Raw genomic sequence first — 13055 nt, forward strand, 5'->3', positions numbered from 1 at the left:
CGTGTGCAAGACCATGTCCGATGCTGCGCCCAAACAGCACGGATGCGCCTAATTCCGACAAAAACAATCATGTTAACTGGACTCTGACGGCACGGCGGCCTATTCAAACCGCGATTGACGCCAGCCAGCTTCGGCAAGCCATGCGTTTTCCCAACTGGAGAAACCGTTATGCTGAAGAAATTTGCGTTGGCCCTGTCGCTTGTGGCGACCCCTGTTTTTGCCGACACCGTCACCGTGGACACCTACACCGGCCCGACCGAGGCCCCGGTCAGCCCGGCGAAAATTGCCGTGTTTGACGTGGCTGCGATCGACAGCCTCGACGCGCTGGGTATCAAACCCAATGGCACCGTCGGCAACGTCTATGTCGACTACCTGAGCGACGCCGTGGCAGATGCTGAAACTGTTGGGTCGCTGTTCGAGCCCGACTTTGAAGCGATTGCCGCAATGGCCCCTGATCTGATCATTGCCGGTGGCCGCTCGTCGCGTGTTGCCCCGGATCTGGCCAAAATCGCCCCCACCGTTGATATGACCATCTGGGAAGACACCGTTGGTCAGGGGCTCGCCCGTCTGGACGCCTTTGGCAAAATCTTTGGCAAAGAAGCCGAAGCCGAGGCACTGACCGCCGCGTTCAACGCACAGCTCGATGCAACCAAAGCCGCCGTTGCCGATCAGGGCAAAGCTCTGATTGTTATGACCAACGGCCCGAAAGTCTCCGCCTACGGGGCCGGGGGCCGTTTCGACTGGCTGCACAGCGCGCTGGAACTGCCCGAAGCGGTTGATGCCGTTGAAAAATCGACCCACGGCGAAGCTGTCAGCTTTGAGTTCATCCGCGACGCCAACCCAGACATCCTGATCGTGATCGACCGGAAGGCCGCCATTGGTCAGGACGGTGACGCGGCTGCAGCAACGCTGGACAACGCGCTGGTGCGTGAAACCAACGCTTGGAAAAACGGCAAAGTGGTCTATCTGGACTCCGCCCGTGTCTACATCGCCGGCGGTGGCATCCAGTCGATGATGCACCTGCTGGGCCAGATCGAAGCCGCCTTTAACGGCTAATCAAGATGCGTGACGGGACTGCCATCTGGGGCACACTTGCGCTCTGCGTTTTGGTGGTGCTGTCGTTGTTCGTCGGGGTCATTGACTTGACCCCGGCGGATCTTTTTACCGATCCGGAGGCCTTTGGCCTGCTGTTCACCTCGCGGTTTCCGCGCACTGCCGCGACCCTGATCACCGGGGCTTCGCTGGCCATTTCCGGCGCCATCATGCAGCTGATGGTGCGCAACCGCTTTGTTGAACCGATGACGGTTGGCACCGGTCAAGGCGCAGCGCTGGGGATCCTGTTTTGCCTGCTGGTGCTGCCCACGGCGCCGTTGATTGTGCAGATGGGCGTGGCGGCACTGACAGCGCTGCTGTCCTCTTTTGTTTTCCTCACCATTGTGCGTCAACTGCCGCCGCAACAGCCCCTGCTGGTGCCTTTGGTCGGCTTGATCTATGGCGGCATCCTGACCGCTGCGCTGGTGTTTTTCGCCTATCAGGCCGATCTGCTGCAATATATCGAGATCTGGATGACCGGCGAGTTTTCAGGTGTTCTGGCGGGCCGGTATGAGTTGTTGTGGATCGCCGCAATTGTCGCCCTTGCCACCTATTTTATTGCCGATCAGTTTGCCATCGTGGGTCTTGGCCGCACCATCAGTATCAATCTGGGCCTGCGCTATGAACAGATCGTTTTGCTTGGGCTGGCGGCGATTTCCATTGTGGTGGCCCTGACCGTGGTCACGGTGGGCACCATTCCCTTTATCGGGCTGGTGGTGCCCAACATCATCTCCCGTCTCAAAGGCGACAACCTGCGCCAGACCCTGCCGCTGATTGCCCTGTTTGGCGCGGGCATGGTGCTGGCCTGTGACATCCTGGGCCGGTTGATCCGCTACCCGTTCGAAATTCCTGTTGGCACCGTTTTTGGCGTCCTTGGCACGCTGATCTTCCTGCGCCTCCTTTATGTGGAGCCGAACCGTGGCCGCTAACCGACTGATCCTGCTGGCTGCGCTGCTGGGCCTGTGTTGTCTCGGCTATATGACGCTGGGCGCGCGCGGCAGCTGGAGCTTTGTCCTGCCGTTCCGCGGCACCAAGCTTGCGGCCCTGCTGATCGTGGGCGCCGCCATTTCCACCGCAACGGTGCTGTTCCAGACCCTGACCACCAACCGCATCCTGACCCCATCGATCATGGGGTTTGACGCGCTCTATATGCTGATCCTGGTGGTGGCCGTCTATTTCCTCGGCGGGCAAGGCTATATCCAGCTGCCGGCTGCCATGGTCTTTCTGGTCAATGTTGCCGCCATGACGGGCGCGGCCTTGCTGCTGTTTGGCACCCTGTTGGGATCCGCACAGGGCGATCTGATGCGGATGATCTTGACCGGCATCATCTTTGGCACTCTGTTTCGGTCGCTGTCGAGCTTTCTGACCCGGATGATCGATCCCAATGAGTTCACCTTTATTCAGGTTGGCAGCTTTGCCCAGTTCAACCGCGTCAACACAGACCTTTTGACCATCGGTGGGGGCCTTTTGCTGCTGACGCTGGGGCTGGTCTGGCGGATGCGCGCTCGGCTGGATGTGATTGCGTTGGGACGGGATGCTGCCGTGGGACTTGGCGTTGATCACCGGGTAGAACAGATCAAAATCCTGATCCTGATTTCGGTTCTGGTCTCGGTGTCTACTGCATTGGTTGGACCGGTGGCCTTCCTTGGCCTTCTGGTTGTCAGCCTAGCCCATCTCATCACCCCCAGCGCCCGCCATGCGGTGATCCTGCCCTCTGCCGCGCTGATTGCCGCGATCACCCTAATCGGTGGGCAAGCGGTGCTGGAGCGCGTGTTCAAGCTGAGCACCCCGCTCTCTGCCGTGATCGACCTCTTCGGCGGCGCACTCTTCCTCTTTCTCCTGCTGCGAGGCACCCGCAAATGATCCGTATCACCGACGTCAGCTTTGCCCATGGGGCGCAGCAGGTTCTGAACAAGGTTGACCTGACACTGGAAAAAGGCGGCATCACCGCCTTGGTGGGGGCCAATGGGGCAGGCAAATCCACCCTGCTGTCGCTGATAGCCCGGCTGACCCCGCTGCAATCGGGCCGCATTCAGGTGGATGACATGCAGATCGGACAATGCGCAACGGATCTCTTGGCCAAACGGCTGGCCATCCTGCCCCAAAGCAGCGATGTCGCCCCACGTCTGACCGTGTGTGATCTGGTGGGTTTTGGCCGCTATCCTCATCACAAAGGCCGCCCCGGTCCGGTTGACGCGGATATGGTGGAAAGGGCCTTGGCTGAGTTTGACCTGCACGGGCTTGCCGCCCGACAGCTCGACACGCTCTCGGGCGGGCAACGGCAGCGGGCACAGGTTGCCATGACCTTTGCGCAGGACACTGATTATCTGTTGCTGGATGAGCCGCTCAACAACCTTGATCTCGCCGCCAGCCGCGCCCTGATGCAAACGCTGCAACGGCTGGCCCATGACCATGGCAAGACCATCATTGTTGTGCTGCACGATCTAAACTACGCCAGCCGTTACGCCGATCAACTGGTGGCGCTGCACCAAGGCCAGATCGCCGCGCAGGGCCACCCGGCCGCGGTGCTGGCACCCGATTTCCTCGAAACGGTTTTCGCCACCCGCGCCGAGGTGCAGATCCTCAACAGCCGTCCAATGGTGCAGGTCTGAGCCTCTGCTGCGACGCTTACCTGTTGGACCTAGAACAGGAAGTCCGACGCGTAGATCACCGCGATATTGACGTTCACCAGCCGGATGGTTGTGGTGCCTTCCACAATCTGCACATCCGCGCCCACCTGGGTCATATTGGCGAGGATATCAGCAAAATTGTTCAGCCCCGCCGCACCTGACAGATCAATCTGATCAACCCCGTCCTGATAATCCGTCACATAGTTGGTGGTGCCATCGCCGCTTTCAAAGACAAAGACATCCGCATCCGCGCCGCCGGTTAACGTGTCACTGCCGCCGCCACCGTTCAGCGTGTCATTGCCATCTCCGCCGTGGACGACGTCGATGTTTGTGCCGGTGCCGGTGAAATGGTCGTTGCCGCTGCCGAGGTTGTAGTCGATGCGGTTTTGGTTGGCGCCGTTGGTTTGCTGGCCGGTCTGGTCGGTGCCGATCACGGTGTCATTGCCGCCGCCGGTGGAGACGTCATATTGCGTCACCGTGGTGTTCAGCCCCGACAGCTGCACGCCCTGCAGGTCAAACACATTGGCGCCTGCGGTGCCAAACAGGGTGCCGCCCACCAGCTGCAGACGTTCAATCCCGGCGCCCATGACGTTGCCGATGCCGTCAAAGTCAAAGCTCTCGAACACAAATCCCGCGCCCGCCAGATTGTGCAGCGTGTCAAAGCCAAGACCGCCGACAATGGCGTCCAGCTCGGACTGGTCGCCGGCGCGCAGATAGATCAGGTCATTGCCCTCGCCGCCGTCGATCAGATCGCCACCGGCGCCGCCCTCCAGCGTGTCATTGCCCGCGCCGCCATCGATGGTGTCGCTGCCAAGCCCGCCAAAGACCACATCCACCGAAATCCCGGCCCCGGTGAACATATCATCCCCCGCCCCCAGATCGTAATCATAGCGGTTCTGATTGGCCCCATTGGTCTGCTGCCCGGTCTGATCCGACCCCACAACCGTGTCATTCCCAGCCCCCGTCGAAACCTCAAGATCGGTGACATCGGTGTTCATCGACAGGAACTTCACCCCGGTGAAATCAAAGATGTCATGGCCCGTGGTGCCCAGCAGCGTATGGGCCGCCAGGGTGATCTCTTCGATCTCCAGCACGTTGAAATCCGCCCCGTCAAAGGCGTTGATCAGATGCAGCGTGACATCGCCGCCGGTGGCATTGACCAGCCGGTCAAGCCCGACGCCGCCGAGGTATTCTTCCAACGTGTGATCAGAGCCCGCAGTCAGCACCAGCTGGTCGTTGCCCGCGCCGCCTTCCAGCCGGTCCAGCCCGGCATCGCCCTGCAGCGTGTCATTGCCATCGCCGCCCTGCAGCAGGTCATCATCGGCGCCACCAAAGAGGCTGTCATTGCCCTGCATCCCGCGCAGCGTGTCATTGCCGCTCTGGCCAAAGACCACATCGGTCATCACACCCGCTCCGGTGAAATCATCCGCGCCGGCGCCAAGGTCATAATCGATCCGGTTCTGATTGGCGCCATTGGTCTGCTGCGCGGTGGTGGCGCTGCCGATCACCGTGTCATTGCCCGCCCCGGTGGAGACCTCCAGATTGGCCAGGGTGGTGTTCAGCCCCAAAAAGCGGGTGCCATTGAAGTCAAACAGGTTGGCCGCAGCGGTGCCGTTGATGCTGAAGCCATTGAGCTGCAGGATCTCGACGCCGGAGCCGTTCACCGTCTCGCTGACGTCATCATAGTCAAAGCCATAGAAGGTGAAGCCGGTGGTGACCCCATTGATGATCGTGTCCGTTGTGCCCGCGCCGCCGATGAACGTGTCGAGCGCCGAGTCTTCGCCCGCCAGCACTTCGAAGGTGTCATTGCCGCCCTGCCCGTTCAGCAGATCCGCGCCGCCATTGCCGCGCAGCGTGTCGTTGCCGTCGCCCGCCAGCACGGTGTCATTGCCATCTCCACCGTGGACGACGTCGATGTTTGTGCCGGTGCCGGTGAAGTGGTCGTTGCCGCTGCCGAGGTCGTAGTCGATGCGGTTCTGGTTGGCGCCGTTGGTTTGCTGGCCGGTCTGGTCGGTGCCGATCACGGTGTCATTGCCGCCGCCGGTGGCGACGTCATATTGCGTCACCGTGGTGTTCAGCCCCGACAGCTGCACGCCCTGCAGGTCAAACACATTGGCGCCTGCGGTGCCAAACAGGGTGACGCCCACCAGCTGCAGACGCTCAATCCCGGCGCCCATGACGTTGCCGATGCCGTCAAAGTCAAAGCTCTCGAACACAAATGCCGCGCCGGCCAGATTGTGCAGCGTGTCAAAGCCAAGACCGCCCACAATGGTGTCCAGCTCGGACTGGTCACCGGCGCGCAGATAGATCAGGTCGTTGCCCTCACCGCCGTCGATCAGATCGCCACCGGCGCCGCCCTCCAGCGTGTCATTGCCCGCGCCACCGTTGATGGTGTCGCTGCCAAGCCCGCCAAAGACCACATCCACCGAAATCCCGGCCCCGGTGAACATATCATCCCCCGCCCCCAGATCGTAATCATAGCGGTTCTGATTGGCCCCATTGGTCTGCTGCCCAGTCTGATCCGACCCCACAACCGTGTCATTCCCAGCCCCCGTCGAAACCTCAAGATCGGTGATGGTGCTGGACATCTGGGTCAGTCGTAGACCTTGGAGGTTGATCAGATCACCACCCGCGGTCCCCAGCACCGTTAGCCCGGCGATGGCCATATGCTCCAGCCCCGAGCCGCTGACGGTTTCGGTGACGTCGGTGGCATCAAAAGCATCGAAAACAAGGTTGCTGCCACTGGTGTTGAGCAGCCAATCCCCATTGCCGCCGCCACCGACGTAGATATCTCCAAGCGAGCTTGTGCCGGCCAGGATCGCGATGGTGTCATTGCCGTCCCCGGCCAGGATCCAATTGTCCGCCGCGCTGCTGGTGATGCTGTCAGCATTGGCGGTGCCTTGGATGTTTTCAAAGTTCACCGCGGTGAAATCCACCGATCCGTTGCGGTCGATGTCAATGTCACCGGTGGAGAGGTTGGCGTTCACCGCCGAACCCGTGCTCAGCAGCGCGCTGAGGTCCAGCCAGTCACTGCCGCCGCCGCCGTCCACGTTCATGAAATCGGTCAGCACTTGAATGGTGTCATTGCCGAGGCCGCCATCAAACGTCTCGCCGTCAAACTCATTCAGATAGGGCGAGGCCTCGAGCCCCGACACCAGAGACACCGCATCATCCCCCCCAAGCGCGTCGAGGAAGTTGTTTTCAAAGGCCGTCGCCGGGAAGGCTGCAACGGCTGTGCTGAGGTTCACCGCATCATTGGCTTCGGTAAACAAGCCGTCGTTCACCCCATCGATGGTGACCGTCAGCGTCGCCGTTGAGGTGGCGCCGAAATCATCCACCAGAGTAAAACTGAAAGTCTCTTGCAAGCTGCTACCGGACAACAGCCCATGTACCGTTGGATTGTCATCATCCACGGTATAGCTGTACGCACCGGTGAGCCGATCCCAGGTCAGCACGCCGTAAAGGCCGGTCACCCCCGTGGTGCCATTGCTCTGGCCGTCGACCTCAACAACGCCCACCACGGTGCCGTCGATATCAGAGGCGTTGCTCATCAGATTGCCGTTGCCGACCGCGCTGATGGTGATGCCGATGCCCTCAAAGACGTTCAGGCTGACGTTGCCCACGCTGGGCGCATCATTCACCCCGGTCAGGTTCACAGTCACCAGGCCAGTATCGCCGGCGCCATTGCTGTCGGTGATCTGATAGCTGAAACTGTCCACCGCCGGGGCGCCGTCGGCAAGCGCGTCGAACACACCTGCAGGATCATAGCTGAGCGTGCCATCCAGGTTGAGCGTCACCGTTGCCCCCGAACCGCCCAGCACCACGCTGCCACCTGGCGCAACCACCTGCCCGTCGATCATGGTGACGCCAAAGCTGTCCAGATCCGCATCGCTGTCATTGGCGGTCACATCAATCACCACCGATGTGTCCTCATCCGTTGCGGCCACGTCATCTGCCGCTACGGGCGGCGCATTGCCGCCCTCTACCGTGATGACCAGCAGGCTGGGGCTGGTGGTGGTGCCGTCACTCACCGTTATGGCCACCGTGACCGTGTCGTTTTCTGATGGGTTCAGATCCAGGAATTTGCTTTTCGGATCAAAGCTGTAGCTGCCATCCGCCAATACCGTCACAGTGCCCTGTCGCCCGCCAGCGGAGGTCACAATCAGGGCAGTGCCGGGGGCAACACCGTTGACAAGGCTCACGCTCAACACGTCGCCGCTGTCTACATCGCTGTCATTGGTCAGTACATTGCCCGCAACGGTGCTGTCTTTGGCCGTGGTTGCCAGATCATCCACCGCCACCGGCGCGTCGTTTTCACCGCTGACGTTGATCGTCAGGGTCGAGGTCACCGTGTCGGTGCCGTCGCTGACCTGCACTGTGAAGCTCTCAACCCCGGTGAAACCGTCATCAAGGCTCTCATCGGTCACGAGATAGCTGTAGCTGCCGTCGCCGTTCAGCGTCAGCGTGCCGTAACTGCCGCTCTGCACGCCGGGGTTCACCACCGAGAGCACGTCGCCCGCATCCACGTCGCTGTCGTTGGTCAGAACATTGCCCGTCGCCGCAACCCCGTTGTCGCTGGCGCTGTTGCTGTCATCCACCGCCACCGGCGCGTCGTTTTCACCGCTGACGTTGATCGTCAGGGTCGAGGTCACCGTGTCGGTGCCGTCGCTGACCTGCACTGTGAAGCTCTCAACCCCGGTGAAGCCGTCATCAAGGCTCTCATCGGTCACGAGATAGCTGTAGCTGCCGTCGCCGTTCAGCGTCAGCGTGCCGTAACTGCCGCTCTGCACGCCGGGGTTCACCACCGAGAGCACGTCGCCCGCATCCACGTCGCTGTCGTTGGTCAGAACATTGCCCGTCGCCGCAACCCCGTTGTCGCTGGCGCTGTTGCTGTCATCCGCCTCCACCGGCGCGTCGTTTTCACCGCTGACGTTGATCGTCAGGGGCGAGGTCACCGTGTCGGTGCCGTCGCTGACCTGCACCGTGAAGCTCTCAACCCCGGTGAAGCCGTCATCAAGGCTCTCATCGGTCACGATATAGCTGTAGCTGCCGTCGCCGTTCAGCGTCAGCGTGCCGTATGTGCCGCTCTGCACGCCGGGGTTCGCCACCGAGAGCACGTCGCCCGCATCCACATCGCTGTCGTTGGTCAATACATTGCCCGTCGCCGCAACCCCATTGTCGCTGGCGCTGTTGCTGTCATCGACCGCCACCGGAGGCGTGTTAGGGCTGCCCCCGCCGGTGCCGGTCACAGTTACGGTTACGGTTGCGGTGTCAAAACCACCGTTGCCATCGGAGACGGTGTAGGTGAACGTATCGGTCGCGGTTTCTCCTGCTGCCAGATAGTCAAATTGCCCATTGGCGTCATAGATAACATCGCCGCCCGGGGTCAGTGTCACCGTGCCCAAAGTGGCGCTGTCATCAAGCGACACCACCTCAAGCGCATCCCCTTCCCAATCAAAATCATTGGCCACAAGATCTGCAGCGCTGAAGGTCAGCGCCGTGTCCGCCTGTGCCGCAATCAAATCATCGACACCCAGCGGGCCATTGTTGCTGGCGCGCAGGTCGATGGTGATGTCGTCAAATTGGAGGATCTCGATGCTGAACAGCCAATCGGTGCCCAGAACACCATCATGGGTCACCCGCAGCCCGCACCAGCCCTGCTGAAAAGAAAAGTTAAGGATGCTGTCCTCAAACACGGCCGTGTCGCGCCCTCGACCGCCAAACAGGACATCATTGCCTTCACCACCCGACAGCACATCGCGACCCCTTCCGCCGGACAGCCAGTCATTGCCTGCATCCCCTGAAAGCGTGTCCCGCCCGCGCCCGCCGGACAGGAAATCATGGCCATCACCGCCCGAAATCAGGTCACGGCCGTTGCCGCCTAGCAGGATGTCATTGCCGCCATTTCCGTTGATCGTGTCCTTACCATTGCCGCCAAAAATGAAGTTGGAAAAATTGTTGCCATTAATAAGATCATTGCCATTGTTGCCAGGCATTGGACGTTCCCCCGTGGATACTGCACCTGCGAAACGCAGGCAGTGGACCCGGCCGAGAGGACTGGCGTGGATATGACTAATACGGCTTGAAACAGCTAAAGGAGGCGCGAAATTGCCCTCGTATCACATACCCTTGAATTGAACGGCTTTAAGTTAGTCTCATCTACGGTCGAGCGACGACTGAAACACACGTTTGGCAAGCGCTTCTTATTGCTGCCAAAACAGTAAAAACACCAAGAAAACATAGCAAAAATGCAGGCAAATGTCATCCACACTGCGGGTCTACGCGCAAATTGCGGCCCATTGGATCAGAGGATTTTGGTCTTTCCGGTCTCAATTGGGGCCAAACACCGCCCGAACGGCGTGGCCATCCGGGGGCAAAGCAACCTATAGTCAGCCCTATTCAGATATCGATTGCAAAAGCGCTTCTCAATGACCCAGATCACCAGCGAAACCGCCAGAGAATTTTTCAAAGATGATGACCCTTCCGTGGGCTACAATCGGCTTTGGTTCAACATGATGCGGGTGCATCGCAACCTCTATCCGCAGATCGCCAAGGCCCTCAAAGCGCATGGGCTGGCAGATCCGATTTGGTACGAGATCCTGCTGCATATCCACCGGGGCGGCCCCACGGGCAAGCTGATGAGCCAGATCGAGACCGAGCTGTATCTACCGCAATACGCCCTCTCACGTCATGTGGCCCGGTTGGAGAAAGCGGGTTTTGTCCGCCGCGAGTTCATCGCCGATGGGCGCCGCAAGCAAGTGCTGTTCCTCACCGGTCAGGGCATTGGCCTGCATGACGAGGTCTGGACCACCTATCACAATGCCATGCAGGACGCCTTGTCAGAACGATTGAGCGAAGATGAAGCCTACCTGATGGCACGGCTGCTGATCAAAGCGCTGCCAATGCCTTGGGAGCAGAATCCCGCGCAAACAGGTGAAACCGCGGACTGAGTGCCGTGCTGGCGTCCTGTTCAGCAGGTAAAACATCAGCCTATTGCCTCAAACCGACCACGTGGGGGATTTGTTCGAAAACAGATCCTCGCAAATCAGGCCGATCTGGTAGCGCATCAGATCCAGTTGCGATCCGTAGCGACTGCGCAGCAGGAAGGACAGGTTGCCCTCTTCGCGCCAGGCCTCAATCGCGCCAAACCGGGTTTCACTGTAGAAATGCGCGGGCGCCAGAGACAGAACCTGGCTTTGCGCGGCGAGCGCGGTGGTGAATTGCTGAAACGCCCGCGCCGAGCCCGCCGCCCGCAAGATTCCGCGCAATTCACGCACGGCAGGACGAATTGGGCCGGTCAAAGCCGCCCTTGCGGCCGCTTCCGAAGCAATCATCTGCATTTTGCTCATGGGGTCACCGTACAACAGACAGTCTGGGGCCAGAGTAAGGTTTGGCAGCCCCTGTTCCCGCCGCCGGGAAACGGGCTGCAAATTTCAAACCTTCGCGGATCAAATGCGGGTCCATCTGGCCCCGGGTCAGTTTCTCGACCGCATCACGCGCCTTCGGCGTGCGATCGCGGCGCATGTAATGCAGCATCCACAGCAGCGTTTCTTCGTCCGCGCTGATAAAACACCGCTGCTCGACATCCAGCGGATCGATAAACAGCAAGGTCGGGCCACGCGCCTCCATCAACATCCGCACCAACGCTTGCAGGCGGAAACACACGGCGAGGCCAACATTCTCGCCCCAGCGTTCCACCGAGACCGTCTGCGCCCGAAACCAGGCATGGCTTTCCGGCGAATGGAAACTGGTCAGCAGATGCCGCAGCACTGGCAAAAGTCCCAGTTCGAAGCTGTCGTAACCACAGGTTTCAACCCGCTGTTGGCAGGGGGTAAAGCTTTGCGACTGAAGGGTCATGCGGAAGTCCTTTTGCCAGAGATGGGCGGTTGAGGGTGCAACGGCGTCACATTGTCCGGCATGTCCTCTGCCGAAATGGGGGTCTGGGGCCGGGGCGCGGTGGCACGGGCGGGAAATCGCAGATCCGCCTCAATCACGGCGCGTAGACGTGGGTTTAGGCCAGTGCCAAAAGCGCGGGCGTGTTGGTCGGCAGCAAGCAGGGATTTGAGCAAGTCATTCATGGGCGTGGGTCCTTACAACTGGGTCTGGACCTGGCCTGACGCCGCAGCGCTGACTGGGTAGGCGATATCTGACAAAAATACTCAGGCAATGCAAGGGGGAGTGTAAGATTTTTGGAAAACTCCGAATCCGCCCTTATTTCCTTGGCGCGGTGTTGCATTCACGGCCGCACCATAAGTGGTGTTTCCTCGCGCACTTTAAACCCAATTAAAAAAATCAGGTATTGACCCTTAGTGTTTTAATTGGGTAATTGAGAGCAAGAAGAACGGACCCCAAATGCTATGATCATCTGCAGCTGCCAAGTTATCAGTGACAAAGATGTCCAAAAGGCCATCGACTGGATGCGTGCAGCCGATAAAACCGCGATCATCACACCGGGCAAAATCTACCATGCTTTGGGCAAAAGCCCCGAATGCGGCGGCTGCATCAAGCTTTTCGTAGCCTCGATGCGTGCCAATCCAAATCTGGAAGTGCCCGCCGAACTGCGCGCCCTGCGCCGTCCCCACGTAGCAACAGAGGTGATCGGCTAATCCCCGCCCGCGCGGCACGGAAATGGCCGCTCCCACCTCTGGTCCCAATTCCTGAGGAAACCTCTTTTTATTGCCTGTTAACCCTGCCCCGCTACCCTTCAAGGGTCAGCCACGTGTTTTGACGTGCAGCAAGCATTTGATCGGGAGGAGCCACCATGAAAGGCGACAAGAAAGTTATTGAATACCTCAACACCGCCCTGAAGCACGAATTGACTGCGGTGAGCCAGTTCTGGCTGCATTACCGGCTGCAGAACGACTGGGGGGTGACCAAACTGGCCAAAAAGATGCGGGAAGAAAGCATCGAAGAAATGGAGCACGCCGACAAGCTGATCGATCGGATCATTTTCCTGGAAGGCATGCCCAATCTGCAAAGCCTGAACCCGCTGAAAATCGGGGAAGACGTGCGCGAAACCCTGACCTGTGACCTTGAGGTCGAGATGGAGGCGGTGGCGCTTTACGCCGAAGCCCGCAAATACTGCGCTGAAGTGGGCGATTTTGCATCGATGCACCTGTTTGAAGAGCTGATCCTGGATGAACAAGGGCATGTGGATTTCCTGGAAACCCAGATCGGCCTGCTCGATGACATTGGCGCGGCGAATTACAATCAGCTGAACGCGGATTCCGCGGACGATGTAGACGGGTAACTCGCGCCGCTAGAAGGAACGGCACAGGTTATTAACCAGAATGGGCAAGGCCTCAGGGCCCGCCCTAAGCTGAAGTTTTGTCA

Annotated in this window: 11 protein-coding genes; 7 read left to right on the plus strand and 4 right to left on the minus strand. The window is 59.8% G+C overall.

Going from position 1 to position 13055, the window contains the following annotated elements:
* The first annotated feature begins 168 nt into the window (after window positions 1–168).
* Genes SIC14_RS17470 through SIC14_RS17485 form a run of 4 tightly spaced genes read left to right on the plus strand, consistent with a single transcriptional unit; the run spans window position 169 to window position 3704 of the window.
* Window positions 169–1056 (plus strand): siderophore ABC transporter substrate-binding protein, encoded by an 888-nt coding sequence (locus tag SIC14_RS17470; RefSeq protein WP_412563187.1) that lies wholly within the window; start codon window positions 169–171, stop codon window positions 1054–1056.
* A gap of 5 nt (window positions 1057–1061) precedes the next feature.
* Window positions 1062–2021 carry an ABC transporter permease gene (locus tag SIC14_RS17475; protein WP_412563188.1) on the plus strand — a complete coding sequence of 320 codons (960 nt, stop codon included), beginning with the start codon at window positions 1062–1064 and terminating at the stop codon, window positions 2019–2021.
* Window positions 2011–2955 (plus strand): iron chelate uptake ABC transporter family permease subunit, encoded by a 945-nt coding sequence (locus tag SIC14_RS17480; protein ID WP_412563189.1) that lies wholly within the window; start codon window positions 2011–2013, stop codon window positions 2953–2955. The genes SIC14_RS17475 and SIC14_RS17480 overlap by 11 nt, the downstream gene beginning before the upstream one ends.
* Complete coding sequence (locus SIC14_RS17485; protein ID WP_412563190.1) at window positions 2952–3704, plus strand: ABC transporter ATP-binding protein; 753 nt, start codon at window positions 2952–2954, stop codon at window positions 3702–3704. Before SIC14_RS17480 ends, SIC14_RS17485 begins: the two co-directional genes overlap by 4 nt.
* A gap of 29 nt (window positions 3705–3733) precedes the next feature.
* Here SIC14_RS17485 and SIC14_RS17490 read toward each other — a convergent pair whose 3' ends face one another.
* Window positions 3734–9718: an Ig-like domain-containing protein gene (locus SIC14_RS17490; protein ID WP_412563191.1), complete on the minus strand. Its 5985-nt coding sequence runs from the start codon at window positions 9716–9718 to the stop codon at window positions 3734–3736.
* Window positions 9719–10150: 432 nt separating this feature from the next.
* Between SIC14_RS17490 and SIC14_RS17495 the strand changes: the two genes are divergently transcribed.
* The gene (locus SIC14_RS17495; RefSeq protein WP_412563192.1) at window positions 10151–10672 is read left to right on the plus strand and encodes a MarR family winged helix-turn-helix transcriptional regulator; all 522 of its coding nucleotides are present in this window, start codon (window positions 10151–10153) and stop codon (window positions 10670–10672) included.
* Window positions 10673–10720: 48 nt separating this feature from the next.
* Here the strand turns inward: SIC14_RS17495 and SIC14_RS17500 are convergent, their stop codons facing one another.
* The 3 genes from SIC14_RS17500 to SIC14_RS17510 are packed head-to-tail and all read right to left on the minus strand — an operon-like array spanning window position 10721 to window position 11800.
* Window positions 10721–11071 (minus strand): hypothetical protein, encoded by a 351-nt coding sequence (locus SIC14_RS17500; RefSeq protein WP_412563193.1) that lies wholly within the window; start codon window positions 11069–11071, stop codon window positions 10721–10723.
* A gap of 4 nt (window positions 11072–11075) precedes the next feature.
* Window positions 11076–11579, minus strand: a complete 504-nt coding sequence (locus SIC14_RS17505) for a hypothetical protein (protein ID WP_412563194.1) — start codon at window positions 11577–11579, stop codon at window positions 11076–11078.
* Window positions 11576–11800: a hypothetical protein gene (locus tag SIC14_RS17510; RefSeq protein ID WP_412563195.1), complete on the minus strand. Its 225-nt coding sequence runs from the start codon at window positions 11798–11800 to the stop codon at window positions 11576–11578. The genes SIC14_RS17505 and SIC14_RS17510 overlap by 4 nt, the downstream gene beginning before the upstream one ends.
* Before the next feature lie 279 nt (window positions 11801–12079).
* Here SIC14_RS17510 and SIC14_RS17515 point away from each other — a divergent pair, with 279 nt between their 5' ends.
* Together SIC14_RS17515 and bfr are read left to right on the plus strand one after the other, a co-directional pair.
* On the plus strand, window positions 12080–12328 hold the full coding sequence (locus tag SIC14_RS17515) for a bacterioferritin-associated ferredoxin (RefSeq protein ID WP_412563196.1): 249 nt from the start codon (window positions 12080–12082) through the stop codon (window positions 12326–12328).
* 155 nt (window positions 12329–12483) lie between these two features.
* The gene (bfr, locus tag SIC14_RS17520; RefSeq protein WP_412563197.1) at window positions 12484–12972 is read left to right on the plus strand and encodes a bacterioferritin; all 489 of its coding nucleotides are present in this window, start codon (window positions 12484–12486) and stop codon (window positions 12970–12972) included.
* Window positions 12973–13055 lie beyond the last annotated feature (83 nt).

The sequence above is a fragment of the Thalassobius sp. MITS945101 genome (assembly GCF_047123305.1).
GTDB lineage: Bacteria > Pseudomonadota > Alphaproteobacteria > Rhodobacterales > Rhodobacteraceae > Thalassobius.

Coding starts and splice junctions, on each gene's coding strand:
- SIC14_RS17470 (WP_412563187.1), top strand. CDS start 169: ATGCTGAAGAAATTTGCGTTGGCCCTGTCGCTTGTGGCGACCCCTGTT.
- SIC14_RS17475 (WP_412563188.1), top strand. CDS start 1,062: ATGCGTGACGGGACTGCCATCTGGGGCACACTTGCGCTCTGCGTTTTG.
- SIC14_RS17485 (WP_412563190.1), top strand. CDS start 2,952: ATGATCCGTATCACCGACGTCAGCTTTGCCCATGGGGCGCAGCAGGTT.
- SIC14_RS17490 (WP_412563191.1), bottom strand. CDS start 9,718: ATGCCTGGCAACAATGGCAATGATCTTATTAATGGCAACAATTTTTCC.
- SIC14_RS17495 (WP_412563192.1), top strand. CDS start 10,151: ATGACCCAGATCACCAGCGAAACCGCCAGAGAATTTTTCAAAGATGAT.
- SIC14_RS17500 (WP_412563193.1), bottom strand. CDS start 11,071: ATGAGCAAAATGCAGATGATTGCTTCGGAAGCGGCCGCAAGGGCGGCT.
- SIC14_RS17505 (WP_412563194.1), bottom strand. CDS start 11,579: ATGACCCTTCAGTCGCAAAGCTTTACCCCCTGCCAACAGCGGGTTGAA.
- SIC14_RS17510 (WP_412563195.1), bottom strand. CDS start 11,800: ATGAATGACTTGCTCAAATCCCTGCTTGCTGCCGACCAACACGCCCGC.
- SIC14_RS17515 (WP_412563196.1), top strand. CDS start 12,080: ATGATCATCTGCAGCTGCCAAGTTATCAGTGACAAAGATGTCCAAAAG.
- bfr (WP_412563197.1), top strand. CDS start 12,484: ATGAAAGGCGACAAGAAAGTTATTGAATACCTCAACACCGCCCTGAAG.